This window comes from Streptomyces sp. NPDC020597, from assembly GCF_044335095.1.
In the GTDB taxonomy this organism is placed as follows: Bacteria; Actinomycetota; Actinomycetes; order Streptomycetales; family Streptomycetaceae; genus Streptomyces.
Genome location: NZ_JBIRUL010000001.1, coordinates 703,795 through 729,050, shown reverse-complemented (window position 1 = coordinate 729,050; position 25,256 = coordinate 703,795). Strand labels below are relative to the sequence as shown.

20 protein-coding genes and 1 pseudogene are annotated in these 25,256 nt (G+C 67.7%); 9 read left to right on the top strand and 12 right to left on the bottom strand.

Annotated features, from left to right (window positions below):
- Positions 1 to 72: 72 nt before the first annotated feature.
- Together ACH4ZA_RS03380 and ACH4ZA_RS03375 are read right to left on the bottom strand one after the other, a co-directional pair.
- Entirely contained in the window at positions 73 to 744 is a 672-nt protein-coding gene (locus ACH4ZA_RS03380; protein ID WP_398427758.1) for a HEPN domain-containing protein, read from the bottom strand.
- Positions 674 to 1,903: a DUF262 domain-containing protein gene (locus ACH4ZA_RS03375; RefSeq protein WP_398427757.1), complete on the bottom strand. Its 1,230-nt coding sequence runs from the start codon at positions 1,901 to 1,903 to the stop codon at positions 674 to 676. Before ACH4ZA_RS03375 ends, ACH4ZA_RS03380 begins: the two co-directional genes overlap by 71 nt.
- A gap of 490 nt (positions 1,904 to 2,393) precedes the next feature.
- Here ACH4ZA_RS03375 and ACH4ZA_RS03370 point away from each other — a divergent pair, with 490 nt between their 5' ends.
- The 3 genes from ACH4ZA_RS03370 (at position 2,394) to ACH4ZA_RS03360 (ending at position 5,189) form a co-directional block, all read left to right on the top strand.
- Entirely contained in the window at positions 2,394 to 2,693 is a 300-nt protein-coding gene (locus ACH4ZA_RS03370; protein ID WP_398427756.1) for a GIY-YIG nuclease family protein, read from the top strand.
- Positions 2,694 to 2,815: 122 nt separating this feature from the next.
- Entirely contained in the window at positions 2,816 to 4,144 is a 1,329-nt protein-coding gene (locus ACH4ZA_RS03365) for a hypothetical protein (RefSeq protein WP_398427755.1), read from the top strand.
- A gap of 712 nt (positions 4,145 to 4,856) precedes the next feature.
- Entirely contained in the window at positions 4,857 to 5,189 is a 333-nt protein-coding gene (locus tag ACH4ZA_RS03360; RefSeq protein WP_398427754.1) for a hypothetical protein, read from the top strand.
- A gap of 342 nt (positions 5,190 to 5,531) precedes the next feature.
- Here ACH4ZA_RS03360 and ACH4ZA_RS03355 read toward each other — a convergent pair whose 3' ends face one another.
- A complete protein-coding gene (locus ACH4ZA_RS03355) occupies positions 5,532 to 5,906 on the bottom strand; it encodes a hypothetical protein (RefSeq protein ID WP_398427753.1) in 375 nt (124 codons plus the stop codon).
- Positions 5,907 to 6,204: 298 nt separating this feature from the next.
- On the opposite strand from ACH4ZA_RS03355, the pseudogene ACH4ZA_RS03350 reads away from it, so the two are divergent.
- From ACH4ZA_RS03350 to ACH4ZA_RS03330, 5 genes and pseudogenes are all read left to right on the top strand, one after another.
- Positions 6,205 to 7,258, top strand: a pseudogene (locus ACH4ZA_RS03350) (IS110 family transposase); the annotation flags it as partial.
- Between the two features lie 832 nt (positions 7,259 to 8,090).
- A complete protein-coding gene (locus tag ACH4ZA_RS03345; RefSeq protein WP_398427752.1) occupies positions 8,091 to 9,299 on the top strand; it encodes a tachylectin-related carbohydrate-binding protein in 1,209 nt (402 codons plus the stop codon).
- Positions 9,300 to 10,379: 1,080 nt separating this feature from the next.
- Positions 10,380 to 10,883 (top strand): hypothetical protein, encoded by a 504-nt coding sequence (locus ACH4ZA_RS03340; RefSeq protein WP_398427751.1) that lies wholly within the window; start codon positions 10,380 to 10,382, stop codon positions 10,881 to 10,883.
- A 59-nt stretch (positions 10,884 to 10,942) separates the two neighbouring features.
- Positions 10,943 to 11,212 (top strand): hypothetical protein, encoded by a 270-nt coding sequence (locus ACH4ZA_RS03335; RefSeq protein ID WP_398427750.1) that lies wholly within the window; start codon positions 10,943 to 10,945, stop codon positions 11,210 to 11,212.
- A gap of 54 nt (positions 11,213 to 11,266) precedes the next feature.
- Entirely contained in the window at positions 11,267 to 11,647 is a 381-nt protein-coding gene (locus tag ACH4ZA_RS03330; protein WP_398427749.1) for a hypothetical protein, read from the top strand.
- A 130-nt stretch (positions 11,648 to 11,777) separates the two neighbouring features.
- Here ACH4ZA_RS03330 and ACH4ZA_RS03325 read toward each other — a convergent pair whose 3' ends face one another.
- On the bottom strand, positions 11,778 to 12,296 hold the full coding sequence (locus ACH4ZA_RS03325; protein ID WP_398427838.1) for a GNAT family N-acetyltransferase: 519 nt from the start codon (positions 12,294 to 12,296) through the stop codon (positions 11,778 to 11,780).
- 353 nt (positions 12,297 to 12,649) lie between these two features.
- On the opposite strand from ACH4ZA_RS03325, the gene ACH4ZA_RS03320 reads away from it, so the two are divergent.
- Positions 12,650 to 13,870 (top strand): hypothetical protein, encoded by a 1,221-nt coding sequence (locus tag ACH4ZA_RS03320; RefSeq protein ID WP_398427748.1) that lies wholly within the window; start codon positions 12,650 to 12,652, stop codon positions 13,868 to 13,870.
- A 33-nt stretch (positions 13,871 to 13,903) separates the two neighbouring features.
- On the opposite strand, the gene ACH4ZA_RS03315 is transcribed toward ACH4ZA_RS03320, so the two are convergent.
- From ACH4ZA_RS03315 to ACH4ZA_RS03280, 8 genes are read right to left on the bottom strand one after another with little or no spacing between them, the layout of a single operon-like run.
- Positions 13,904 to 14,842 carry an LLM class F420-dependent oxidoreductase gene (locus ACH4ZA_RS03315; protein ID WP_398427747.1) on the bottom strand — a complete coding sequence of 313 codons (939 nt, stop codon included), beginning with the start codon at positions 14,840 to 14,842 and terminating at the stop codon, positions 13,904 to 13,906.
- Positions 14,839 to 16,110, bottom strand: a complete 1,272-nt coding sequence (locus ACH4ZA_RS03310; RefSeq protein WP_398427746.1) for a nucleotide sugar dehydrogenase — start codon at positions 16,108 to 16,110, stop codon at positions 14,839 to 14,841. Before ACH4ZA_RS03310 ends, ACH4ZA_RS03315 begins: the two co-directional genes overlap by 4 nt.
- On the bottom strand, positions 16,107 to 17,018 hold the full coding sequence (locus tag ACH4ZA_RS03305; RefSeq protein WP_398427745.1) for a glycosyltransferase family 2 protein: 912 nt from the start codon (positions 17,016 to 17,018) through the stop codon (positions 16,107 to 16,109). The genes ACH4ZA_RS03310 and ACH4ZA_RS03305 overlap by 4 nt, the downstream gene beginning before the upstream one ends.
- Complete coding sequence (locus ACH4ZA_RS03300; protein WP_398427744.1) at positions 16,985 to 17,731, bottom strand: polysaccharide deacetylase family protein; 747 nt, start codon at positions 17,729 to 17,731, stop codon at positions 16,985 to 16,987. Before ACH4ZA_RS03300 ends, ACH4ZA_RS03305 begins: the two co-directional genes overlap by 34 nt.
- Positions 17,728 to 19,212: an Ldh family oxidoreductase gene (locus tag ACH4ZA_RS03295; RefSeq protein ID WP_398427743.1), complete on the bottom strand. Its 1,485-nt coding sequence runs from the start codon at positions 19,210 to 19,212 to the stop codon at positions 17,728 to 17,730. The genes ACH4ZA_RS03300 and ACH4ZA_RS03295 overlap by 4 nt, the downstream gene beginning before the upstream one ends.
- Entirely contained in the window at positions 19,196 to 19,975 is a 780-nt protein-coding gene (locus ACH4ZA_RS03290; RefSeq protein ID WP_398427741.1) for a thioesterase II family protein, read from the bottom strand. The genes ACH4ZA_RS03295 and ACH4ZA_RS03290 overlap by 17 nt, the downstream gene beginning before the upstream one ends.
- Positions 19,972 to 23,616 (bottom strand): amino acid adenylation domain-containing protein, encoded by a 3,645-nt coding sequence (locus ACH4ZA_RS03285; protein WP_398427740.1) that lies wholly within the window; start codon positions 23,614 to 23,616, stop codon positions 19,972 to 19,974. Before ACH4ZA_RS03285 ends, ACH4ZA_RS03290 begins: the two co-directional genes overlap by 4 nt.
- Complete coding sequence (locus ACH4ZA_RS03280) at positions 23,613 to 25,202, bottom strand: condensation domain-containing protein (protein WP_398427738.1); 1,590 nt, start codon at positions 25,200 to 25,202, stop codon at positions 23,613 to 23,615. The genes ACH4ZA_RS03285 and ACH4ZA_RS03280 overlap by 4 nt, the downstream gene beginning before the upstream one ends.
- Between the last annotated feature and the right edge of the window lie 54 nt (positions 25,203 to 25,256).

Here is a 25,256-nt window from a genome sequence, read left to right as displayed (position 1 = left end):
AGCATAAGCACACGGCTCCTGAACGGGCCCGCACGCCTCAGCGCCGCGGCACATTGAGCGGGCCACGGCAACCTACCGGCGTCCAAGCTTGGCGAAGATGGGTTCAAGCTGGACAAGACCGTCAAGAACGTCAGATACCTGATTTCGGGCGAGTGACGGGTCCGGGGGATTCCGCACCCGATTGGCAGACTGGTGAGCCACACGCCCCCTGGCTACACCGAAGGTATTCACCGTAGCTAGCCATGTTGAGAGCGCGTCGAAATCAGATTCTTGAAATCCAATGGGAAGCAGCAAGCGCAGGAGATTCGCCTCTTTAATCCCGTGGTTTTCTTCCTGGGTAAAGTCTCGATGCTTCTTAATCGCCTTTGTGATGATCACATCGATAGCTTCTGCTGGTGGCTGCTTCGCAAGAGACTTGGGGGGACTAACTTTCTTGTCATTGTAAAGAAGAAGTGCTGCAATGCAGGGTCCAGCAGATGCGGAAGATCTCCAACGATCTTCAGCTTTGCGAAGCACATCTAGACACATAGCCTCAAGATATGCCTCCATTTCTGCATGGCAGAGCACAATGTAAGCACGCACCTGATCATACTCATCGGGCGTGTAGGATCCGACTGGGCTTGGCAGAGGAAGGAAAAGCTGCTCGAGCCGTTCAACTCTGCTCTTGAGCTGCTTATACCGCCGCGTAGGCAATCCGACCCTCCTCCGTGATAGCCGGAACAGGCAGCGGCATGCCAACGGCATGCTCCAGCGCCTTACCCCAAATAACCAGTCGATTCTCGACAGCTTCAAGGCTTTTCGTAGTGCTCGTGAGGGCAGCAACGAACCGAGCATCACTCGACAGGTCTTCAAAAGCCCCACGCACAGAGCCAGCCCGTTCGACCATGCGGGTTCGAACTGTCGGATCACTCGCATAAAAACACATGATGTCAAAGACGGCTCGATTAAATGGGCGCTCGTACTCGTCACCATTATGGCGCCGAAAGGCATTTTCCTTGAAAATTGCAGAGATAGCCCTGATCGCTTCAGCGCACTGCCTCGCCTGTTCCTTAACCTGGTGGCGCTCATTCTTCCAACTATCGTTCAGTTGAACGCAAGTTTGATCGAGCAGCAACTTGAGGTTTCCGACATATTGAGGGAGGAACCTAGCAAATGCAAAATACCGGACCAGCAACTCGACATCACGCATCCGGAAGTCAGGTCCGTCTTTACGACCGAATAGCCTGGCGAAGGTAAGGTCTTCGGTCGTGAATTCGTTTACGAAGGCCACAAAATCACCGGGATGCAGCGCCTGCCGCAATTCCTGCGGGCTTAGCGGCACACTGCCGGTATTCAGGCGGTGAAATACCAGATACAAAAACTCGTCACCCTGCCAGTGCCTGACAACCATGGTGCGAAGAGTCTGCGTCTCAAATGCCAGCTTTTCATCGGCGGGCATACTGTCGATGTCACAGCGATTGAGATCCGAGCGAAGCTCAAGTCCTGTAAGTTTAAAGTCTCCACGCGCAAACTGAATCAGCGTTAGCAAGCGCTGCTTGCCGTCGAGGACAATATACTTCCCCCGCTTAGCTTTCCGCTCTGCCAGTACGATTTGAGGTACCGGTAGACCCACAATGAGCGACTCGATGAACCTACTTTTCTTAAGTCGGTCCCAAGCGTCGCGCCTTTGGAAAATGGGATCCATCTCAATGTTGGCGCGATCGATTTGCCCTAGCAGGGTTTCCGTTGTCCAGTCGCTCGACACAACAAATGCCTCGAACGTCGTCGCCGAATGAAGATTTTCAAGATCGTCTTCCGATTCACTGAAAAGGTCTTCTGCGTCAACCTCCGGACTCCTACCCTCCAGTTCGCGGTTCATATCCACTGCTGCATCCTTCGAATAGTTCTTCAGCGATGTACCCATGCACGATCATGCCACCTCACCACCAGCGCGTCAGGATCTGCCACAAGTTCAGGATCAGCACGGCGCCACCCGCGAGCAGCCCGGAACGTACTTGGAGGTGCCGACAGCACACATGGGCCTCGGACATCCCAGCAGTAGGCCCTTGATCGTTCCTGCTCCCAAGCTGAGGCCCGCAGTCGTGGAAGTACTGTGTCCGCCTCAGCCAGCTGCCTGGGGTCGCGAACCTCGGCTCACCTGGAGGCCCTCCGTGGCAGCTACTGCTCACCGCCCCTGATCGACTGTGGTCAGTGCAGCAGGTCTTGGTCCGTCCGAGCCCAGTCCCCGCAACGGCCGGGGTGTACGGATGGCACCTCGAGCTACCACCCCACTCAGACCTGGCCGCGGGACACTTGCCCTACCCCGGCATCGCGCCGCGCTACATGGCGAACCGATCTAGCAAGCAGAACCTCTGCAAACGCGTGCGGCACACGACCGTGGCAACGCGGCCGACTTGACGCTACGGCTTACGCTCGGCTGTCTACTCGGGCTGGAGCTACGCCGTGTGGGCAGCGGTGCGCGCATGACTTTCGGTAAGGCTGACGAAGCCGACTTAAACCGATGGATGGCAGACAACGCACAAGTCTGTTGGATCGAGCAGAACGAACCATGGACCTTGGAGTCAGAGCTCATCTCCCAACTCGACCTGCCACTAAACCTTGACCAGAACCGCCACAACGCGTTCCACAACCGCCTTAAGCAGCTAAGAGCTCAAGCGCGCCAGCGAGCGCGCGAGTTGCCCATCAGCGCATAGGTCTTCGAGTGCGGCGACTGACGTCAGCGGTGCGGGTTCAGGCCGCCGCTTGAAACCTGATTTGGAGTGTCAGCGGACTGTCATAGTGTTCCTCTACGTGCGTCTTCACCCTGGGGGGAACCTTGGCTGCGTGGCTGTTGACCTGCAACCCGAACATCTTCGACATAGCACGCTTCCGTAGTGATGGCCAGGTGCTCGAGTCATGGACCCTCGCACGCCACAGGGCTGAGGTCGCCGCGGGGGACAGTTTCGCCGTGTGGGTAACCGGTACCCACGCGGGTGTAATCGCCTATGGTCACTTCACCGGCGGAGCCAACCGCGGCAAGGCCGACGACGCAGAGTACTGGGCGACAGACCCCGGGGAACGGGACTACGTTCCTCTGGAGGTCGATGAGTGGCTGGACCGGTTGGCCCCCAAGAGCCTGCTCGCTAGCGATCCCCGCATGGCTGGCGCGAGCGTTCTCGCCCAGCCTTGGGCAGGCAACCCCCACCGACTGAGCAAGCGCCAGTGGGAAGCCATCCAGGAAGCCATCAGCGTTTCAAAGGGCGAGGACCCAAATTGGCATCTCAACCCTGGAGATGAAATTCGGCGGGTCGAGCTACATGAGCGCTATGGGGGAAGCTCTCAGAACGGAATCAGCCCGTCGAGGACAACGAACAACATCCTCATCTTCACGGCGCCCAGCTCAGGGCATCAACACGGTTACTACGACACCTGGAACGAGGACGGCACCTTTCACTACACAGGTGACGGGCAAACCGGCGACCAAAAGTTGATCCGTGGCAACAAATCCATCTACGAGCATCGTGAGACCGGCAAGCGGCTCCGTCTATTCGAGGGCGCCCGCGGAACGGTTCGCTACCTGGGCGAGTGGGCCCTTGATCCAGAGCAGCCATATTCGGAAGGCCAGGCTCCTGCCACCGGTGGCGGCCCCCTGCGCAAGGTCATCCGCTTCCACCTAGTTCCCGTGAAAGCAGCGATCAACGATCCCGATGTGCAGATCGGGCAAGACTACGTGGCACCAGACGAGAGCGTGGCGCCGGCCCCTGCCACACCAAACGCTCCTGACCCTGACCTGGTTGGACGGAACCTATCGACACACCGGCGGCTGCAAAACGCACTCGCAGAGGAAGCGCAGAAGCGCGGCTTCATTGCCTTGTCTCCCAACGTATCCGACCCCGATTTCGACGTTGCATGGCGGGATCCCGAAGGGCGAGTGACAGTCTGTGAAGTCAAATCCCTGACACGCGCCAATGAGGCCCGCCAACTCCGCACCGGACTCGGACAGGTCCTCGACTATCACGATCAACTTAGCAATCGCGCAACAGCGGTAGCAGCGGTCCTCTGGGTCGAGCGCGAACCGTCTGAGTCAAGGTGGGTGGACCTCTGTCGGCGAGTAGGCGTGGCACTTGCCTGGCCCGGACAAGAAGACGTCGTTTTCAACGTCTGACCTGAGAGCGAGCAGCACCCACACGGTGTGACTTGCATCACACCTCCGGCTCGAAATGTGCATCTGGTGGGGATTTGCGCTCGTCTTGCCGGGGACCGAAAACCCGTCTCCGGTCTATGCACCTTTTATCCCTTGCGGCCCACACATAAAGGCAGGTCAGAGTCGTTCGGTAGAAGTCGTTGCACTGGAGAGCATTCCATTTTGCCGGGTATATGCGTAATACGCTTCCTGGTAGTCAGGACTCCAGAGTGAAGCCATGATTGCGGCACCTTGTTCGCAGAAGTCGCCCGCGCCACCGAGCCGGCAAGCCACTAGTGACGCGGACGACCACACGACGCCGCGGAGGCATCGATATGAGTGTGACGCAAGTTCAGCCCAACCTGCCTACTCCAGCCGTGCCGATCTGGACGGTCACCGTGATCGTCATCGTGATTTCGATATGGCCAGCCATCGGTAGAACAGCTGGGGCACTTGCTGACGTACTGTCGCTCGTGGCTGCTCTGACCGCGGGCGGCTACCTCCAAGAGAGGGTGGGCCACAGGGCTTGGCTTCATCGCTGACGCCCGCGGAAACGGGTGACTGCGCACACCAGCCCGCCCGGCGGAGTTACATAGGCGCCAATGAACACCGCCGCCCCGCAGGACCCGACCGCCGCCCTCGTCCAGCAGCGCAGCCAGAACACAGAGCATGCCGCCGTCCTGGAGGAACAGCCATGATGCATCCAGCAGAACCTGTTCTGATCTTCGACGAGGACGGACGCATGTTCATCCTCCACGAGCCAGCCCTCGCCAACGATCTGATCGGATCTAAGGACGAGTTCCACGAGGGCTACGACGGCCAGGGCCGTCCGGTTAGGGCATGCGGAGAGCCCGGGAAGGTACACCTGGCTCTCATCGCCACTGAGCCTCAGGAAGACAGGCTCCGTGGGCTCGTGTGGCGCTACTACACCGTCTTCGCGGCACGACATCCGACACGCATCCCGCCTCAAGAAGACGACCTAACGGCCTTCATTCAGGCTGTGTCGGCGGACTGGATCGAGGAGTAAAACTGCGGACTATTCGTGGACGAGAGACCCGTCCGCGTCGTTAAATACCTCTCTGACCAGCACAGACCCCGAAACAGCAAGGGGCCTCCGGAGCCGTGTGCGCAGGTTCGAATCCTGCCGGGGGCACCTTGCACAAGGTGCCCAAAGACCCCGCCACCAGCGCTTTCGCTGAGGACGGGGTCTTGGCGTATGTGCAGGCAGATGCAGCCCGAAGCGGCTCTATGTCGGGGTCTGTGGACGAGGCGTGGACGGGATCTTGGGGCGTTCCCCCAGGTGGGCGCCACCAAAGCGACGCAGCCCCGGACGAGTACGGGGCCGCATCGCGAAGCGGTATCGGTCCCCCTAGTCGGCGGTGACCCCCCAGTAGCCGATCTGCGCGGGCCTGCCGTCGCGGTAGAGCACTGTGCAGTTCCCCTGGGCGCGGCTCGGGAAGCCCAGTTGCTCGGAATCAAGAGCTGCGTCCCACTCCTCGTAGGTGGGCCGGCCGTGAGGAGCCCACGCACGCACCTCCCCATCGGTCAGGGGCCGCATGAACGGACCGTCATCGGTGTCCGCGGCTTCGATCATGAGAGGAAAGTCGAGCACGGTGCACGTGCCGCCGGTGAATATGTACTCCTGCCACTCCGGGTCACGCCACAGTTCCTCGACGGACTGGCCCTCGAAACCGTGGTTGTCCCGCGCCAACTCGTCCTCCTGAGCCTGCCGAAACGCGGCCACCAGATCACGCTGATACGGGCCCGTGTGGCTCCACTCGTTTCCGCCCATCCGTATCCCCTCCCCATCCGAACTGCTTGATCAGGAGCGGAGCGTAAAGGACGGCACTGACAGGGCGCCCCACCCCGGCGCCGGTCACGTCATGAAGGCTCCCCCACAGCTCTCATGGAAAGGGCCGACACTTCACCGAGAAGAGCTGGCTGAGGCCCCAATCCACGCTTGGCGATGACGGGCGACGTCGTACACCTGCTCGATCTGTTCAGCGAAGAAGCTCACTCATCACACCGGCGACCAAGGGGCTCTGGCCCTGGGAGACGAGGTGACCTGGGGCATCGACCTGGCCGAAGGCGGCGCCGCCCTGGCCATCACCATCCTGTTCAACCACGACCAGCGGGTGCACTACATCTCTGGCCGGGCCATCCACCGCGCCTGCGAGAGCTACCGCGGCGAAGGCAAGACCAACGCCAAAGACGCCGCCGTCATCGCCGACCAGACCCGCATCCGCCGCGACCTGCACCCCTTACGCACCAGCGACGAGACCGTAACCGACCTCAAGATCCTCACCGGACGTCACACGGACCTGATCGCCGACCGCACCCGCACCGTCAACCGGCTCCGCGTCCAACTCACCGACATCTTCCCCGGCTTGGAGCGGGCCCTGGATCTCACCAACACCGACCCGCTCACCCTGCTGACCGGCTATCAGACCCCTGCCTCCCTCCGTCGGACAGGCAAGAATCGGCTCGAAGCCTGGCTGCGCAACCGCAAGGTCCTGCGCGCCGACCGGCTCGCCGAGACCGCTGTGGAAGCTGCCGGGCGCCAGCACACACGCCTGCCAGGGGAGAAACTGACCGCTCAGATGGTGCACACGCTCGCGCGGGAAGTGATGGCCCTCAACCACCAGGTCGCCGAGCTCGACAAGACGATCGAGGCCCGATTTCGCGAACATCGGGACTTCGACGTGGTCACCAGAATGCCGGGCCTGGGCGTGATCCTCGGTGCCGAGTTCCTGGCCGCGACAGGCGGTGACATGACCCGCCTTCGGCACCGCAGACCGTCTCGCCGGCTTCGGCGGCGTCGCACCCGTACCCCGCGACTCCGGCAAGATCAGCGGCAATCTCCGTCGGCCACGACGCTACAACCGCCGCCTCCAACGCGTCTTCTACATCTCCGCACTGTTCAGCATCCGTCACTGCGATTAATCCCGCCGGTTCTACGAACGCAAACGAGCCGAAGGCAAGCGCCACATCTAGGCCGTCCTCGACCTGGCCCGCCGCCGGGTCAACGTCCTCTGGGCCCTCCTACGCGACGGACGGACCTACGAACTCGTGCCGCCCATCGCTCTCGCGGCTTGAGACCGCATTAGGAATCATTGGGCGTAGGAGCCGGAGGCGACTTCCGATCCAATCTGCCTCACGAAGGATGGCGTGGAATTTTCCCTACCCGATCCAGGGCGGGGGTCTCCTGCCACCCCTGGGATACCGTCCATCAAGAGCATCGAAGAAGCCGCGAGAGCACCAGTCGCGGGCCTTCCACGTCAGAGCTATCGTGTAGTTGAAGGTATTTGCGACAGTCCACCACTCGTTGAGTGACATCCCCTCTTCGGGTGACTAGCACACTCTTAAGTCGAGCTGCCCATGGGCTGCGCTACAGAGCTCCCATTGACCGTCTCCCATTCCAGCGATGTCGGATGCTTTTGATGCGCCATCAACTAAGGAGCCGAAATGAGCGGGTTCAAGATCATCGTGGGGCACATCAAGTTTCGATTCACGAGGGAGGGCTCAACGAGAGGTGTGGAACTTCGCGGCCTTCCGGCGTTGAACCTGCGGATCACACTGATGTCGCCCCATGATCCGGGAGGTGACATCACGGCGCAACTGCACCGCCTGGGCGGCACCGTAGGTGGCCCCGTAAGACTGCCAGCGGACGGAGCATCACATGACCATACCTGGTCCAGCCTAATTCCAGGTATGTACAAAGTAGTCCTGACGACAACTACTCCTCTCCAAGGCCAAGCCAAGACGGGCACCTACGCGCTCAGTAGTGACGCGCCAGAAGCGGACGAGGCTTTGGCCTCGTTCGGCGGGCCCGAACTCGAGGAAGAGTAGGCAGAGAGATTGTCCGCAAGCGCTCTGCCGCGCGGGGCGTCTCGCGGATCGCAGCTCGACACAAGAAGCGGGAGGAGCCATGGCGGACGACACTAAGGGCGTCATCTACGGCATCACACCGGACGGCCAACTGCGCTGGTACCGCCACGACGGATGGACGGACGGCACCGCGCGATGGACCGCCGGCCAAGGCGGAAACCTGCTCAGCGGCGGCTGGAACATCTACCGCACCGTGTTCAGCGGCGGCCAGGGCGTCATCTACGCCATCACACCGGACGGCCAACTGCGCTGGTACCGCCACGACGGATGGACGGACGGCACCGCGCGATGGACCGCCGGCCAAGGCGGAAACCTGCTCAGCGGCGGCTGGAACATCTATCGCACCGTGTTCAGCGAAACAGCTCACTCCGCCATCAGGCCTCAGCCAATGTTGTCGGACAACGTGATCTCCTACCGAACCGACTGTTTCGGCTTGGGTGGAGAACTTCAAGGACAGGAAGGAGAGGTATCGGCTGCAAGCAATGAGCCGATACTGATCAGTGGTCCCAAACTTCCAGGAGAGAGGCTCTCCTGGAATTACAGGGCCGTCGATGAGGCTGGAGCATTGAGATATCGAAACGGCGTGCTAAAGGCTGGGCTAAACGGACGGGTTCAGCTCGCCATTCTTAACTTCAACGGCTCGTTCGATGGAGATAAGCTAGAAGCCAAGCTTCACGCCGAAGCTGTCACGGGGAGACTAGACGGATCAGCCAATTTTGATTTGCCAGGCAGCTCAGGGGTCCTTGATGGATACGCCCAGGGGCCTGCCATCTACACGGATTTGGAGGCCAGCCCAGACGGAGTGGGCGGAAAACTTGGCGCGTCGGCAGGCGAGATCGGTGGACGAGTTGCGGTAAACGTTTTCGGCCAACCCTACGGCACCGGAGTTCCGGTCGGACTCAAGGCAGAGCTAGGCGTCCATTGGGGGTCCACGAGTACTCTCAAACTGCCTCTCATCACTATTAGCGGACCCAATCCGATGGCTGGGGTGGCAACCTTCGCCGAGAACGCCATACTCGACGTCGTTCGAGACCCACAAAGGACCTCGGAACAGGCGATGAAGGACATCATCGGTGCCGGCGTAGACGGCGCCGGGACCATTGGTCATGCGGCCGAAGGCGCTATCGGCCTCATCGGCTCTATACCGGACCTCTTTGAAGTGGACGACGACGAGCCCAATATTGTGACCAGCGACCATCCGGAAGGCCGGCGTCCTCCACTGGCGCCCGGCGCGGTCTATTTCGACTGACCCGACTACATGTTCGGCTGGACCAGCGCGGTACGCAGCCGTGGCGAGCTGCTGGCATGGCTCCTGCGACACAGGTCCGACACAGTATGGGTCCCCATGTCGCAACGAACCGACTTCCTCGCAGGTCAGGTCGGATGTGAGGCTCGATCGGCACAATCACTCCGGAGCCGTGTACGCAGGTTCGAATTTTGGCGGGGCGCCTTGCAAGAGGTGCTCGAAGGCTGCGGGGGACACCCACTGGACCGGGAGCGCAGCATGCCGGTCGGTGAGCCGGGGGCGCCGGGGTCTGTCTGCGACCAATTGCTGATCAGCCTGTCCTGTCTCCGCGGCCCCGGCCTCGAATGCTGTCCGCTGCTCGGCGGACGCGCGCGCGTCCTGTGGACTCTGGCGGTGACCACCCTTCGAGAGCGAGTTCCGCCGGCAACACGGGCATGTGGCGTAGCCCTTTAGGGCATCGGGTCGTCTGAGCTTCGCATTCCGGCGGCCCGGCGGCGCCCCGGGCGTCTTGTACGAGCTCGGCGCGCTGACCAGGGGTGACCGCTCGGGGTGTTGCCTGTGCCCCGCGGGTGACTGACTCAGCGGCGCGCTCAAGAGAGCAGAGATCATGATGTCCGGGGCCGGTCGGACTTCTGGAGGAATGTGGTGGACATCGGCTTCGTCCGGGGTCTTGGGGTACCGGATCGACGTGAAGCGGTGGCAGACGCCCTGGTCGCGTTGGGGGGTGACGCGCTGACGGACCGGGATTCCCCCGTTCCCTGGCGGCCGGTCGCCGACGTACTCGAGCGGATCGGGGAATCGGGCTTCGATGAACTGATTCAGGCTCTCGTCTCCGCATCCGACGAGAGTTCCCGCAAGCACATCGCCCTTGCGTTTTCCCACCTCGGACCTGCCTTCCTGGGGCGCTACACCACGGCCCTGTCTCATCCCGTGCCACTTGTGCGCCGGGAAGCGGTCCTCGGAATCCGGTACTGCGGTGAGGCCGGCCGGTCTGCCGCCGCCGCCCTCCTGCCGCTGCTCGGAGACCCGGACCGAGAAGTCGCCCGCCAGGCACAGGACACCCTGATTTCCCAGGGGCCGCAGGTGATTCCCCTGCTCCAGCGCATCCGGGAAGCGGGACCAGGAGCCCAGCGGGCGCGAGCACTGACCGCGCTCGCCGAACTGGGCGGTGAGCCGGCGCTCTCCGCCGCCGACGCGGCCGCGATCGAACGACTCATACGCGTCAAGCTCCCGGGGGACCGGCCCGAAGGAATGTGGGGGTGCTGGAATCACTGGATCGCCGTCCCGAGCGGTGAACAGACCGGCATCATGCGGGCCCTCGGTGTCGTCGACCCACGACCTGTGACCTTCGCCCTCGGCAATGACATCGTCGACGCCGACGGTCATCGCCGCGGTGACGACGAAGATCCGCACACGGGTTACGAACGGGTCTTCGTGACGCCCGAGCTGGACGGATGGACCCTCGTCCTCGGCGCCTGGTGCGACCCGTGCGGCGAGGAACGTCGCGATGACGTCCTACGTCTGTGCACCGAACTCAGCGCCCGCTACGGGCAGGCCCAGGCGTACTACTCGGTTCCGCCTGGCTGATCGCCGAACACGGCTCGGTGATCCGGCGGTACTGCGAAACAGGGGCGGGGGAAGACGAGTTGCTCACCCTCGGCGAACCCGTGCCGTACGAACGGGCACGCCGTACGGAACTGGGCTTGCAGCCCGACTGGGACGCTGCGCAGGAAAGCCAGGAGGACGAGGAGGAGTGGCAGTGGGTGGCACACGACCTCGCCGCCGACCTCGCCGACTCCTACGGGGTCAGTCCCCTCCGCATCGGCCCCGACACACCGTCACGGGGAACAGGCGTCATCGCCCTGACTCCGTACGGCGTCACCCACGGCGTACCGGCCGGCGCCCACCGCATCTGAGCCGCGTTGGAGGGCGACCCCGTCATCTGTAGGGTCGGCACCGGAGGGGATGTGATGTTGCAGGTTCTGTACAGCGGGACGACCAGGGAGCTTGAGCTCTCCGGGACGCGTCCAGGGCTCCTGGCTCTCGGGCAGCTGCTGCGGGGGAAGGCTGGAAGTCGTGGTCTCTCGGAGAACGGGCGCCCCTTTCCCTACGAGAGGTCGCTGTCCGAGGTCGCGTTCCGAGAGGACCCGGAGCGCGACAAGGTTTCGATCGTCACGGATGGCCGGATCCTGAGGATTCAGGGAGGGCGGCAGGCTCTCGACGTCCTCGCCGACAACCTCGAGGGCTTCGCCTCCGATGCGGACGCGAGCCATCATTGCCACATCGAATCCACGACGTGCGACTCCATCGCGACGGAGTCGGATCCGCTGGTGATCGCGTTCATGAGCTGAGCGGGGAGCCCTCGACCACACGGCAGTTGAGCCCACGGGCGTAGTCGCGGGCCGGACGCCGGCGGACGGTGAGCCACGAGAAGGTGTGCTCAGTGACTGCTCAATTGCGTCCGCTGAGAGGTTGTGGAGCCTAGGCGAGATCCTTCCGCATCAACGTGCACATCGTTTCGTAGCGGCGCAACGATCCATCAGGGGCCTGCTCGTCCCAGGAGTCCGGACGGCGGTCGTACGCGACATAGCCCAGCCTTTCGTACAGCGCACGCGCCCGGGGGTTGCTTTCCTCGACACCGAGCTCGGCACGCCGCAGACCGCGGTTCCTGATCCGCAGTTCCGCGGCCTCGACAAGGAACGTGCCGATCCCGCACGACTGCAACGCGGGGTGGACCGCGAGCTGCCACAGGGTGCCGACCCCTTTCTTGACCTGGTAGTCGACGCCGCCTTTCGCCACAGGGATGTCCGTCGCAGGGCAGATCGCAAGGTAGTCGACCTCGCCGACCCGGGCACGCTCCAACTGCCTTGCGACGACGGCCAGATGGTGGTCGGATCCTGCCCACCCGCACGACGCCAGGTCCGCGTGCACCAGATCGCGGGCTGACAGTCTCAACACGACGTCGGCTATCTTCAGCACCTCCGGCGAGCCAGCATCCATGCCGATCACACAGGGCGCAACGCCGTTTCCGCTGCCCGCCCTCCCGGCTCAGGGGCTACTGCCGCCGTTCTCCCCACCTGTGACCAGTCTTCGTCGTCGACGCCGACAGCCGTCTGGTCGTCGTTATCGGCCTACCCGTGCCCGGCATCGCAAGCAATCTTTCGTGCCTTCTGTGGCCGAATGCCAGGAATCCCCCGCGCGCCGATGGAGGTCTGCCGCTGGACGGGAGATTGGAGAACTCGTCGGTCATATAACTCGCGAGTGATGTGCCGGTGGCATCCATGGGAGTGAAATTCGGTTGCGGCCGAGACGTTGACGCGTGTGCGTGACAGAGTTTTATGTAACGTATATACATGACCTTGATCGTCCGCTTTCTGAGGCGCGTACGGGCCGGTTATGACTGGTCTCTGGAGTCGAGGCAGTTTCGTTGGGTCCTGTTGGCCGACTTCGTGGTTTTTATGTTCACGGGCGTCTACGACTTCTTCTTGACAGGGGGCGAGCTCGCCTTCTCGAGCCTGATCAGGATCGCGATCGGGATAATCAATCTGGTGGCCTGGTTCGATGTGCGCAAGTACTTGAAAACGATGGCCACCCCGCTCGCGCCCTGGGGGTTCCCGAGCGTTATCGCCGGGCAGGCGTCCTCGATCCCGATGCTCCTCATTCCCTTCTGGATCGAGATCAGCGGATATCTTCACGACTTCCTCGACATCGTGATCCTTGCGCTACCCGCCCTGCTCCTGTTCTTTGCAGTCGCCGTTTCCCTGAGTGCCGTCATCGGTCACAAGGGTTCTCTCACGCTCACCTGGGGCGTCGTCGCCGCACTCGTACCTCTCGCCGGCCTGCTGCAGTTCTGGTACGTGACGTTCTACAAGACCGAACACGAACGGCCGCGCGTCAATACGACACTCGAACTCGACAAAGTGGTGCAGCGCTCTGGCGAAACGCAGATGCGGGGAACCATCACGTTGGAGAACGTAGGCACGGCGGAGCTTGCCGTTCTGGAGGCCGTGTATGACGTCACGGGCCATACGGTCGGGTCTACCGATCGCGTTTTTCTGGTCCCCCAGGATATCCATCATGCCCTGGACGGGCACCGAGTCACCTGGGACGACGAAAGCGAGTACAGAGGCCTGATCAAGGTTGGGCGCTTCATTCGACGCGGCGGGCATCTGACGCCGGGACAGAAAATCAGGACTTCCTTCGTGTTCGATGTCAGAAACTATCCACGTGAGAAGTTGCGCCTCACCTCGCACCTCTCCCTGATCAACAACAACGGCTACTTCAATAAGTTCAAGCCTTGTGACCCCGTCCCAGAGGGAGCATACGAGTGCTCCCAGATCAAACTGCCTCCCCAAAGTCTTATGCGGCACCTCCTCGGGGACGGCCCCATGGCGCGGATCTCATTTTTCCAGCCTACCGAGGAAGTGCGCGTTCCTCATTTGGTGACGAATTTTCTCGCACTGAACTGGAAGGGGGATCCCGGCAAGGATCCGAACCAGCAAGTGAACGTCCTCGACCCTTTCCGGACGAGTCGTAGCCTGACGAGCAGCGTCGAGCTCAGGGTGGACCGGTGAGGTGGGCCGTGGCGCGGAGTCTCGGACGGGTGGTCAGACGAGCTGGGGCATGACCTCGGCGGCCACGGTTTCGAGGTGGTCTCGGTCCTCCAGGTCGAACGGCTGCAGATAGACGCGGTCGACGCCCGCCTCGACGAACCTGCCGATCCTGTCCACGACTTCGGCCGGCGTGCCGGAGATGCGGCTCTTGGAGTACGCGCCGCCCTCGGGCCCCAGGGCGGCGGCCCGGCGGCGCAGTTCCGCCTGGTTGCGGCCGCAGCACAGGACCTGCGCCACGGAGAGGCGGAGGGTGTCCGGGTCGCGGCCTGCGCTGCGGCATGCACGGCGGACGCGGTCGAAGAGCGGAACGGTCGCTTCCAGTGAGAGGAAGGGGACGTTGAACTCGTCGGCGTAGCGCGCGACGAGGCGGGGGGTGCGGGACGGGCCGTCGCCGCCGATGAGGATGGGCGGCCTGGGCTGCTGGATCGGCTTGGGGAGCGCCGGCGACTCGGTGAGCCGGTAGTGCGCGCCCTCGTGGGTGAAGGTCTTTCCCGGCAAGGTGTCCCACAGACCCGTGATGACGGCGAGTTGTTCCTCGAAGCGGTCGAAGCGCTCGCGCAGTGGGGGGAACGGGATGCCGTAGGCGGTGTGCTCTTCCTCGTACCAGCCCGTTCCCAGGCCGAGTTCGGCCCGGCCGCCGCTCATCCGGTCCACCTGGGCGACGGTGATCGCCAGGGGGCCCGGGAGGCGGAAGGTCGCCGAACTCATCAGGGTGCCCAGCCGGATCCTGCTCGTCTCCCTGGCCAGTCCGGCCAGGACGGTCCAGGAGTCGATGGGGCCGGGCAGGCCCGGGACGTCGCCGAGCTTCAGGTAGTGGTCCGAGGTGAAGAAGCCCTCGTATCCGCAGTCCTCGACGGTGCGGGCCACACCGAGCAGACGATCGTAGTCGGTGCCCTGCTGCGATGCCGTGTAGACGCTCAGCCTGGGTTTCATGCGTGCCTCCGGGGGTCGTACACCAGGCGTGCGCGGTGCAGGTGTTCGGTGTCGTAGACGGAGTGGTGCTGGGCGACGAGCACGAGGTCGGCCTCGGCGATCACCGCGCCGAGATGGGACACGGACTTGTGGTGCATGCCGTCCACGACCAGTTCAGGGACGTGCGGGTCGTGTATGCGGACCTGCGCGCCGCGGGCGGTCAGCTCGCGGACGAGCGGCACGACCGGGGTGTTGCGGACGTCGGAGACATCGGGCTTGTAGCTGACCCCCAGGACCAGTACCTCGGCGCCCGCCAGTGGGGTCCCCGTCGTCCGCAGCAGCGTCTCGCACACGTCCACGACCCTGACCGGGCGTTCGTCGTTGATGCGCTGGGCCAGCTCGACCAGGTGCAACGGCGTACCGGCGGCGCGTGCCGAGTGCGCCAGGTACAGGGGGTCGACGGGGATGCAGTGGCCGCCGACGCCGACGCCGGGATAGAAGGGCTGGAAGCCGAACGGTTTGGTCGCGGCCGCGTCGATCACGGCTGCTGCGTCGATGCCCAGGGCGTCGCAGTAGGCGGCGAATTCGTGGACGAGCCCGAGATTGACCTGGCGGTAGGTGTTCTCCAGGACCTTCGTGGCCTCGGCCTCGCGCAGTCCCGCCGTGATGTGCACGCCGGACACGACGCCTCCGTACAGCTCCTCGGCGCGCAGGGCGCAGACAGGGGTGAGACCGCCGATCACGCGCGAGGTGTCGGCCGAGTCGAACACGGGGTTGCCCGGGTCCACGCGTTCCGGGACGTGCGCCAGGCTGAAGTGCACTCCGGCGACGAGTCCGGAGCGTTCCAGGACGTCCCGGACCACACCGTCCGTCACTCCCGGGTACACGGTGGACTCGATCACCACCAGCTGGCCGGGACGCAGGTGGGCGGCGACGGTGGCGCAGGCGGCGCGCAGGGCGGACAGATCCGGTTCCCCGGCGGCGTCTACCGGGGTCGGCACGCACACCACGACCGCGGAGCATTCGGCCAGCGCCCCGGTGTCGTCCAGGGCGGACAGCGCGTCGCCCACGCGTCGCACCCGGTCGTCGGACACGGTGTCGACGGGGCTTCTCCCCTCGCGGAGCATGGCGGTCACCTCGGGGCGGTTGTCGACCCCGGTCACCGGGTGCCCGGCCTCCGCGAAGGCGACCGCCTGGGGCAGTCCGGCGTAGCCGAGGCCGATGACACCGACACGGCAGCGAGCTCCCGCGGGCGTGCGCGTGCTGACCTGCAGGGTGAGTTGGGTCATCGCGCACCACGCCGGGTCGTCGGGAGAGTCGGCCTCTGCGCCGGCGCTTCCCCGGGTCCGGGCCGCACGGTCGCCGAGGCGGAGGTCTCGTCCCGGGCGCCGGGCATCAGGCGGCCGAGGGCGTGCAGGACGCCGAGGGCTCGATTCAGCTCGCGTATGGCGAGGTCGTCGCCGACGGCGCTGTCGCGGGCGGTGGCGACCAGATCGGAGACGGTCATGCGCTGGGGGTGGTCGATCCCCGCGGACCAGGCGTTGCGCAGGGCGGCGGGCCAGCCCTTGCCGTTGCGGTGGGCGATCACGAGATCGGGGTGGAACCGCACGGGGGTCCCGACCTGGCCGAGGGAGCGGGCCAGACTGTTGTCGCCGCCGACCCCCTCGTTGCTGAATCCGTTCACCTGGTGGAAGGCCGAGGTGAGCACGGCGCCGTTGCCGCAGGCGAAGAAGTCGACCGGGACGCCCTCGCGCAGCCCTCGGTAGCGGGCGTCGTAGCGCGCCTGCCTGGCGCGCGAGACGAGACCGGAGTCGAAGCCCAGCACCCGGCCGGTGACGGCCGGCCGTTCGGCGTCCACACCCGCCGCCACGGTCAGCCAGTCGCCGCGCGGCACCGCGTCGTCGTCGAGGAACGCCAGCACCTCGCCGTCCGCGACCTCCACTCCCAGACGCCTGCTGGCCCCCGCGCCGAGCCGTTCGGGGTTGCGGAGCAGGACCACCGGAAGGTCGCTGTCGCGGGCGGGCGACGTGGCGTCGGGGCCGGTGGACGCGTCGTCCACCACGATGACCTGGTGGAGTGTCACGCCGGCCGGCAGCCGGGTGGTGCACTCGGCCAGGCCCTCGAGGCACCGACGCAGGTCGGCTGCCCGGTTGCGGGTGGGGATCAGCACCGAGATCCGTACCACTGTTCTCTCCAATCTGCGGCCATGGCGGGCCAGCGGTCGGTCTCGCCGACCGGCAGGTAGGTGCGCCTGATCTCCAGCGGGCGAGCCGTCCAGCTCGTGGGAAGGGATTTCACGGTCCCGAAACCGAGCACGGTGGACGGCACCGGATTGACCTCGGGGACAAGGCCGTAGGGATAGGCGAAGGAGCGCGCGGGGTGTCCTGTCCGTTGGGCCACGTCTCGCAGCGAGCCCTCCACCTCGTGTTCCGCGCTCGCCGGGTCCAGCTCGGTGAGCTGGGGATGGGTGCGGGTGTGGGCGGACAGGACATGGCCGTCGGCCGCCAGGCGACCGGCCTCCGCCCAGTCCAGGTAGGACTCCCTGGGCGGCAGGGCGGCGCGCTCCTGCGGCGTCGTCACGGACGCGCGGTCGAGTCGCTCCGTGGTGCAGAACAGCAGGACGCGGACGTCGAACTCGGCCAGCACGGGGGCGGCCAGGGTGAGCGTGTCGCGGTAGCCGTCGTCGAAGGTGAACAGCACGCTCGGTTCGTCGGGGGGCCGGAAGTCCGGTCCGACGTCCGCGGGCTCCAGCGCCGGTCCCATGTGTCGCAGGACGTTCTCCAGCCCGCGGCGGAAGTGGTCCGGGTCCAGCGAGGTGTAGTGCCGGACCAGCGGGTTGACGTGGTGGAAGTAGAGGACGAGCGGCCAGCCAGGTGCGCTGCCGAGGGCCGGGTCGGCGAGCGGCGTCATGAGGCGTCCCAGCCCAGTGCCGTGACGACGGACGCGGGCAGCTCCAGCCCCTGCTTCTCCGCGTGTTCGGCCCTGTCCTCCTCCAACTGGTCCGGGAAGTAGGGCCGTTCGGGCGTCGTGTCGTAGCCCGTCTCCACGGCGCCGCGCAACCGGGCGACCAGGGCCCCGAGGTCGGCCGGGGCGGCGGGCGCGTCGGAGCGCACGGCGGGGTCGGTGAAGTGCCGCACCGAGAACCCGACGAACAGCTGCGCGCAGCGCATGACCTCGCCTGTCCGGGTGACCTGACGGGTCACGTCCGGGCTGACCAGGCCCCCGGCCAGGCCGCCGGCCAGAATCTCGGCCATCAAGGTGATGCACAGGCCCTTGTAGTCGCCGAACAGGGGGATGGAGCCGCCCTTGTCGAGTTCGGCGGGGTCGGTGGTGGGGGCGCCGTCCGGGTCCAGCAGCCAGCCCTGCGGGACGGGTTCGCCGCGGTGCCCGGCGTCCCTGATCTTGCCCGCGGCGACGATGCCGGTGGCGAGGTCGATGCAGAAGGGCTCTTCGGCCGGGGTGGGGGTGACCAGCGAGACGGCGTTGCTGCCGAGCGTGGGGCGGCGCGCGCCCGGGGCGGCCACCGAGGGCGCCGAGATGTTGAGCAGCAGGCCGACCACTCCGTGCTCCTGGAAGGGCCGGCGGTAGGCGGCGAGCATGCCGACGTGGTTGTTGGTGTGCACCGCGACGGCGGCCAGACCGTGCTCCGCGGCGGTGGCCGCGCACCAGCGGGCGGCCAGGTCGGCGGCCGGCTGGCCGAATCCGCCGCGCGCGTCGACGGAGGCCAGCGTGGGCGCGACGGGGGTGAGCCGGGGTTCGGCGTCCACGACGATGCCGCCGTCCGCGATGCGCCGCAGATAGGTCGGCAGCAGGGCGACGCCGTGCGAGGCGTGGCCGCGCCGGTCGGCGTCGACCAGGACGTCGGCGACGAGGGAGGCGGTGGCAGCGTCGGCGCCGGCTTCGGTCAGGGACCGGTGGGTGCGCTGCCGTACCTCGTCCAAGGTCATGTGAACGGCCGGTGGCGGCGTGGGCCGCTGCGGCTCGGCCAGGAAGCGGCCGCCCTGGAGCGTCAGGGTGCGGTGGCCGCCCGGGACGGGAGCCGATGTCCAGCCGGGGCCGCCGAGCACCAGCACGGCGGCGTGTGGCCCGTTCGGCAGCGGGGTGGCGGTCTGCGTCGCGGCCGGACGGTCGCCGGCGTCCAGGACGAGTGTCTCCCCCGCGCGGGGGCGGTCGCCGAGGACGCCGGCCCGGGCCCGTCCCGCGCGGACCGTGCCGTAACGGGGGCGCAGGCGGCCGGTGAGCAGGGCGGCAAGGCCGCGGCGGGTCAGGGCGTCGAGGCCGGTGAGAAGTACCGTCTCGCCGTCTTCGGCGCGCAGGTCGGCGCCGCGCAGCAGGACGCGTTCGGCTCCGTCGGGCCCCAGGGCCAGTACGACGTCAGACAGTTCCAGCACGGTGGTCCCCTTCCGGAGCGGTCGGCGGCAGCCAGGCGGTGAGGGCGGCGGCGACGCCCACGGGGTTCGTGGCCAGCAGCAGGTGGCCGCCCTTCACGGGCACGACGTCCAGGGCGCGGACGCTGTCGCGCCACGCCTCGACGGAGTCGACCGGGCAGCCCGGGTCGTCGGGGGCGTGGAGCGCCAGGGCGGGGGCGGGCGAGGTCGTCGCCGGGTCGGTCCGCTCGGGCAGCCATTCGGCGAGGGCGCCGAAATCGGCTCTCAGCGAGGGCAGCAACAACTCGAGCAGCTCGGGCATGCCGGCGATCTCTTCCGGGACGCCCCCCATGTCGATCACCTGGCGGAGGAAGTCGTCGTCGTCGGCGGTCGCGTCGGGCAGGTCGCCGGGCCAGGAGGGAGCCGACCGGGACACCAGGACGAGCCCTGGAACGGTCCTGCCCCGCCGGGACAGCTCGATCGTGGCGAGCCAGGCGACCAGCGCGCCCGAGCACTGGCCCAGCAGGACCGGGACGGCGTCGGTGAGCTCCTCGGCCTCGGTCGCGGCGGTGACGACGTCTTCGACCAGGTCGGCCAGCCGGGAGGGCGGTTCGTCGAGGAAGCGGGACTCCCGGCCGCCGAAGGCGACGCCTGCCACCAGCCAGTTCTCCGGGAGAGCGGCCCGCAGCGGGTTGGCGGTCGCGGAACCGCCGCCGCCGTGCGGGACGACGAGCACGGTGCGCGCCGGGGATGGGGGGTGTTCCTCGGGCAGGGCCAAAGTCTTCATGAGGGGTGGCCTCCCACGTCGGTCAGCTCGGGGCGGATGAGTTCGTGCAACGTGCGCAGGGTGGGCGAGGCGTACAGCTCCCGGGGGGCGACACGCACCCCGTGCTCCCGGGTGAGCCAGGCCAGCAGACGGGCGAAGGCCAGGGAATCTCCGCCGGAGCGGAAGAACTCCGCGTCCGGGCCGGAGGGTGGCCGACCGAGCGCCTGAGTCCAGGCGAGCCGTGCCAGGGTGGCGGCGGGGTCGGCCGGTCGTGCCGCGGTGGCTGCCGCGGGTGCTGCGGCTGCTACCTCGGGAGCGGAGGATTTCTCGGGCGCACCGGATGTCTCGGGCGGACCGGACGTCTCGGGTGCACCGGATGTCTCGGGCGCGGTGAACGGCTCGGAGCCGGAAGACGGATCCGGCGCAGCAGGCCGGCCCTTCCCCGGCGCCCCGTGTTCCCGTTCCTCGTCCAGCGGTCGTGCCCCGGCTGCGACGACCGCCGCGTCCACCTTTCCGTTGGCGGTGAGCGGAATGGTGTCGAGCACCGACCAGAGCGCGGGGACGCAGTAGCCCGGCAGGGTGCGGGAGAGGCGGGCCGCCAGCTCGGACACCGACAGGTCGGCCGGGCCCTCGGGTACGACACCGGCCGCCAGGCGGCGCTGTGTCGCGTCCGGGCCGACGGTGACGACGGCGGCGTCCTTCACCCCGGGCTGAGCGGCCAGCGCGAGGCGGACCTCGTCCAGCTCCACGCGGTAGCCCCGAATCTTGACCTGCTGGTCCACGCGGCCGAGGAATCGCAGCTGTCCCGCACCGGTCAGCCGGACGAGGTCGCCGGTGCGATAGGCGCGCTCCCCGGCTGCGAGGACCTGGCGGAACGAGTCCGCTGTGCGTTCGGCGTCGCCCGCGTAGTCCAGCGCGAGGCCCAGGCCGGTGACGTACAACTCGCCTGTGCCGCCCGGCGGCACGGGCCGTCCCGACGCGTCGAGGACCAGCGCGCCGCTGCCGGGCACGGGGGCGCCGATCGGCAGGGGGCCGATCGCCTCGGAGGGGTCGTCGAAGTGGGCCACGGTGCTGAACGTGGTGTTCTCCGTCGGGCCGTAGCCATTGGTCACGCGCAGGCCCGGGTAGCGGGTGAGCAGGTCGCGGACCTGCTCGGGCGGTACGACGTCACCGCCGGCGAGGACGTGCGAGGCGCGGGCGAAGGCGTGCGGCGCGAAATCGGCCATGAGCCGGAAGAGCCCCGCGGTCAGCCAGAGCACGTCGACCTCGCGGTCCAGCAGGAACCGGGCCAGCTCGGCGGGAGCGATCAGGCCGGGCGGATGGACCTCGACACAGCCCCCGCCGATCAGGGGTGCGAAGACCTCCAGGGTGGAGGCGTCGAAGGCGAGCGGGGCCAGCCTCAGCATCCGGCGTCCGGGGCCGCAGGAGACGACCCGGCCGGGCGAGGGCCACACCAGCCGGGCCACGGCCCGGTGCGGCACCCGTACCGCCTTGGGCAGCCCGGTCGAGCCCGAGGTGAAGGCCGTGTACGCCACCCGGTCGCCGCGGGGGACGGGCGGTGGCGCCTCCGGCTGCCGCGCGCGGGAGGCGAGGCGGACGTCGACGGCCGCGACACGGCGTACCGGGACCGGAGAGGCGCTCTCGGCCCGCCGGGCGAACGCGCCGCTTCGCGGATCGGCGCCGGCGACGACGGCCGCCGGGGGCAGGACCCGCAGGAGGGTACGCAACCGCTCGTCGGGCGTGTTCGGGTCGATGGCGACGTAGTGGGCGCCGACGGCGAGGACGGCGAGCACGGCGACGATCTCCGAGGCGCCGCGTTCCAGGGCCAGCAGCACCGGGTCGCCGTCGGTGACGCCGGCGTCGGTGAGCGCGGCGGCCTGGGCGGTCACGGCACGGACCAGCTCCGTGTAGGTCAGCGTGGCGTCCCCGTCCCGGACGGCCTGGGCGTCGGGGTGGGCGCGGGCGGCGCCCAGCACCAGGGTCCACAGGTCGCTCTCGGCGACCTCCGACGGCAGCGGGGGTCCGGCGCGCAGCGCTTCGAGGCGGGCCTGCTGGGCGGGGGGAATGGTCCGCATCGCGGCGAGCGGCGCGGTCGGCTGCCCGGCCAGTTCCTCCAGGGTCCACTCGACGGCGTCCAGCAGGTCGTGGGCTTCGTCCGGCAGGAAGGCCCCGTGCGCGTACTCGAGGACCAGGCGCGGCTCGTCGCCGGTGCGCTGGACGTACAGGGTCGCGTCGAACGGCGCGCCGTGGCAGTGCCCCTCGTGCAGGCGGAGAGTGACCTCGCCGCGCCGCACCTGCTCCGGCAGGAGGTCGTCGTGGACGCCGAGCACGAACTGCACCAGCGGGTTGCGCCGACGGTCGTGCGGCACGCCGATGGCCGGCACGAGGTCTTCGACGGGGACGTCGGACGCGGCGACGGCGTCCGCGAGGGCTTCGGCGACGGCGAGGACGTACTCGGTGACGGTCGCGGCGTCGTCCGGTGCGCAGTGCACGGGGACGAGTCCGGAGCAGGGGGCGAGCACACCGTGGAGGTCGGGGTCCAGACGTCCGGCGACGGGCACGCCGACGAGGAGTTCACGCGCGCCGCTGCGACGCGCCAGGACCAGGGCGTAGGCGGCCAGCAGCACGACGGTCCCGGTGGTGCCGGTGTCCCGCGCCAGGTCGCGCCAGGCCTGTGCCGCGGACGGGCCGAGGGCGGCGGGCAGCCGGTCGCCGATCACCTCCCAGCGGGCGGGACGCCGCGTGTCGGTGGGCAGTTCGAGCACGGGGGGCACGGCACGCAGCCGGTCGGCCCGCTCGCGCAGGGTCTCGCGCCAGGCGGGCGTGGCGGTGCGGGCCCGGTGCGCGGTGAGCACGCTCTCCGGGCTGGGGGCGGGGGTGGGCAGGGTCTGCCCCGCCAGCAGGGCTGCCAGTTCGTCGAAGAGGACGCCGAACGACCAGGCGTCCAGCAGGGCGTGGTGCGCCAGGACGGACACCAGCAGGCGGTCGGGTGCCCCGAGCCGGGTGACGGTGGTCACGGCGAAGTGGACCGGGGGCCGTTCGTAGGGGCGTAACAGGGCCGTGCCGGCCCCGGCCAGTTGCGTGTGCACGACGGCGACGGGGTCCGTGCCGTCGGGGATGCGCAGGCTCCGGTGGTGGATCACGGGCCTGGCGTGCGGGACGACCCGGCGGCCGGCCCTGCCGGTTTCGGGGTCGGCGGGAAGGAACACGGTGCGCAGGCCCTCGTGCCGTTCGACCAGTGCCGTCAGCGCGGGGGACACCGCGGCCGCGGGGGCGCCGTCGACCTCGGCGGTGAACAGCAGGTGGTAGGCGGCGCCGGGAGCGAGGTCCTCGACGCCGAGCATCCCGGTCTGCGCGGGCAGCGCGGCACGGCGGGCGGCCGGCTCGGCGGGGCGCGGCGCGGGAGCGGTCGGGGGCAGCGGTCCGGCGGCGCCCAGCACCGCGGCGACCGGTTCGCGGCCGAGGATCCGGTGCAGGGGCAGATCGGCGCCGGCCCGGGCGGCTTCGCCGACGAGGCGCAGGGCCTGGAGGGAGGAGCCTCCGAGGGCGGTGAACGACAGGCGCTCGCATCGCTCCCGCACCTCGGCAGACGGCAGCCCCAGCGCGGTGGCGGTCAGCGGCAGCAGGGCGGCGAAGCCGGGTGCGGCGGTGGGACCGGTCATCGGGGCGCACCTCCGCCGGCCGGTGCCGGGTCGCCGCCGGCGAGTTCCGTCAGCAGTGCCGTCGTGCCGTCCAGCAGCTTGCGGACCGTTTCGTCGGTGTAGTGGTCCGTGCTGTACCGGATGGTCAGCATCAGCCGGTCGGTCACCACGTCACCCTCGACGTTCAGTGCCCAGGGTTCCCGTTGCCGTGCCGACCGGCGGCTGCCGCCCGCCGTGTCGGCCGGGCGCAGCCAGCGGCCCACCCGGTCGTTGACCTGGTTGATGCGGCTGCGGAAGTTGAGCCGGATACCGCTGCCGCGCAGGGTGTCGGACCCGTCGGCGCCATCGGCCGGCAGCCGGTTCCCCGCGTGGCGCAGGGCGTCGAAGCCGAACGTGTGCGGCGGCACCGCGGCGAGGTCGGCGAGGGCGTCGGCCTGCCAGGACGCGCGCGGCCCGGAGTGGATCACGACGGGGTAGGTGGACTGGAGATAGCCGAGCGCGCTGGTGATGTCGTGGCCGCCGGGGACCCCGTCGCGGCCGTGGTGGTAGGTGTCCACGCTGACGGCGGGCAGGTCGAAGTGCTCGGCCACGGACCGGGCGACGGCGGCCAGCACGAGCAGCCCGACGGGGTGTCCGAGCCGGCCGGCCGCGGTCTGCAGGGCGGCGGTGTGCTGCTCGTCCAGGTCCGCCGTCACGGCGGTGGAGGTCGACAGCGTTCCCGGCCCGCTGGAGTCGGTGGGCGCCGCGGGCACGTCCGGCAGGCCGAGGGCGGCCCAGCGGGCCGCGTCCTCGTCGGCCCGCTCGGAGGCGAGCCAGGCGGCGAGGTCGGCGGCGAGATCGCGGGGCTGGGCGGCGGGCCGCCCGGTTTCGCGGCCGATCAGCGCGTCCTCCAGTTCGTCGGCCAGCATCGTCAGGGAGTAGCCGTCGAGGGTGAGGTGGTGCACGGCGATCTGGAGATGGCGCTGCCGGGGCAGCCACAGGGCGTTGAACACGCGGCCCTCGGCGAGCCGGTGGCTGCGCACCGCCGCCTCGAACGCCTCGGCGAGCCCGCTGTCGTCGGTGTCCACGGCGGTGAACAGTCCGTCGGCGGCCTCGGGAAGGACTTCGGCGACCGGTCCGTCGGGGCCGTCCAGCAGGTAGCGGGTGCGCAGTGCCTCGTGCCGGTCGCTGAGCCGGCGTACGGCCGCCTCGATGCGTGCGGCGTCGACCTTCTCGCCGTCCGGAGTGGTCTCGGGCACGTCGAAGACCCAGACGAAGCCGAAGTGGTCGGGGTCCGTGAAGGCGTTGGAGATCCAGCGTGACTGGCAGGGAAGCAGGGGCACGGGTCCGGCGGAGGGCCGGGGCCGCGCCGGGGCCGCAGGCGTGTTGTCCGCGCGCAGGCGGGCCAGGATGCCCCCGAAGGTCCGGCCGTTCAGGAAGTCGGCGGGGCCGGCGGCGAAGCCTGCCTTGCGCAGTTGGGTGACGCTGCGGACCACCAGCAGCGAATCGCCGCCGGCGGCGAAGAAGTCGGCGTCCCGGCTGGAAGCGGGCTTGCCCAGAGCGGCTTCCCACACGTCGGCGAGCAGCCCGGCGAGGGCGTCCGGTGCGGAGTCGACGGATTCCGTCATGGTGAACTGGGTCCTTTCCTTGCGGTCTGCCGTACCGGGCCCGGAGGCGGGGGT

Excerpts from the sequence above, each read along its gene's own strand:
- ACH4ZA_RS03380 (WP_398427758.1), bottom strand. The coding sequence starts at position 744 with ATGCCGTTGGCATGCCGCTGCCTGTTCCGGCTATCACGGAGGAGGGTC.
- ACH4ZA_RS03375 (WP_398427757.1), bottom strand. The coding sequence starts at position 1,903 with ATGGGTACATCGCTGAAGAACTATTCGAAGGATGCAGCAGTGGATATG.
- ACH4ZA_RS03360 (WP_398427754.1), top strand. The coding sequence starts at position 4,857 with ATGATGCATCCAGCAGAACCTGTTCTGATCTTCGACGAGGACGGACGC.
- ACH4ZA_RS03345 (WP_398427752.1), top strand. The coding sequence starts at position 8,091 with ATGGCGGACGACACTAAGGGCGTCATCTACGGCATCACACCGGACGGC.
- ACH4ZA_RS03330 (WP_398427749.1), top strand. The coding sequence starts at position 11,267 with ATGTTGCAGGTTCTGTACAGCGGGACGACCAGGGAGCTTGAGCTCTCC.
- ACH4ZA_RS03325 (WP_398427838.1), bottom strand. The coding sequence starts at position 12,296 with ATGGATGCTGGCTCGCCGGAGGTGCTGAAGATAGCCGACGTCGTGTTG.
- ACH4ZA_RS03320 (WP_398427748.1), top strand. The coding sequence starts at position 12,650 with ATGACCTTGATCGTCCGCTTTCTGAGGCGCGTACGGGCCGGTTATGAC.
- ACH4ZA_RS03315 (WP_398427747.1), bottom strand. The coding sequence starts at position 14,842 with ATGAAACCCAGGCTGAGCGTCTACACGGCATCGCAGCAGGGCACCGAC.
- ACH4ZA_RS03310 (WP_398427746.1), bottom strand. The coding sequence starts at position 16,110 with ATGACCCAACTCACCCTGCAGGTCAGCACGCGCACGCCCGCGGGAGCT.
- ACH4ZA_RS03300 (WP_398427744.1), bottom strand. The coding sequence starts at position 17,731 with ATGACGCCGCTCGCCGACCCGGCCCTCGGCAGCGCACCTGGCTGGCCG.
- ACH4ZA_RS03290 (WP_398427741.1), bottom strand. The coding sequence starts at position 19,975 with ATGAAGACTTTGGCCCTGCCCGAGGAACACCCCCCATCCCCGGCGCGC.
- ACH4ZA_RS03285 (WP_398427740.1), bottom strand. The coding sequence starts at position 23,616 with ATGACCGGTCCCACCGCCGCACCCGGCTTCGCCGCCCTGCTGCCGCTG.
- ACH4ZA_RS03280 (WP_398427738.1), bottom strand. The coding sequence starts at position 25,202 with ATGACGGAATCCGTCGACTCCGCACCGGACGCCCTCGCCGGGCTGCTC.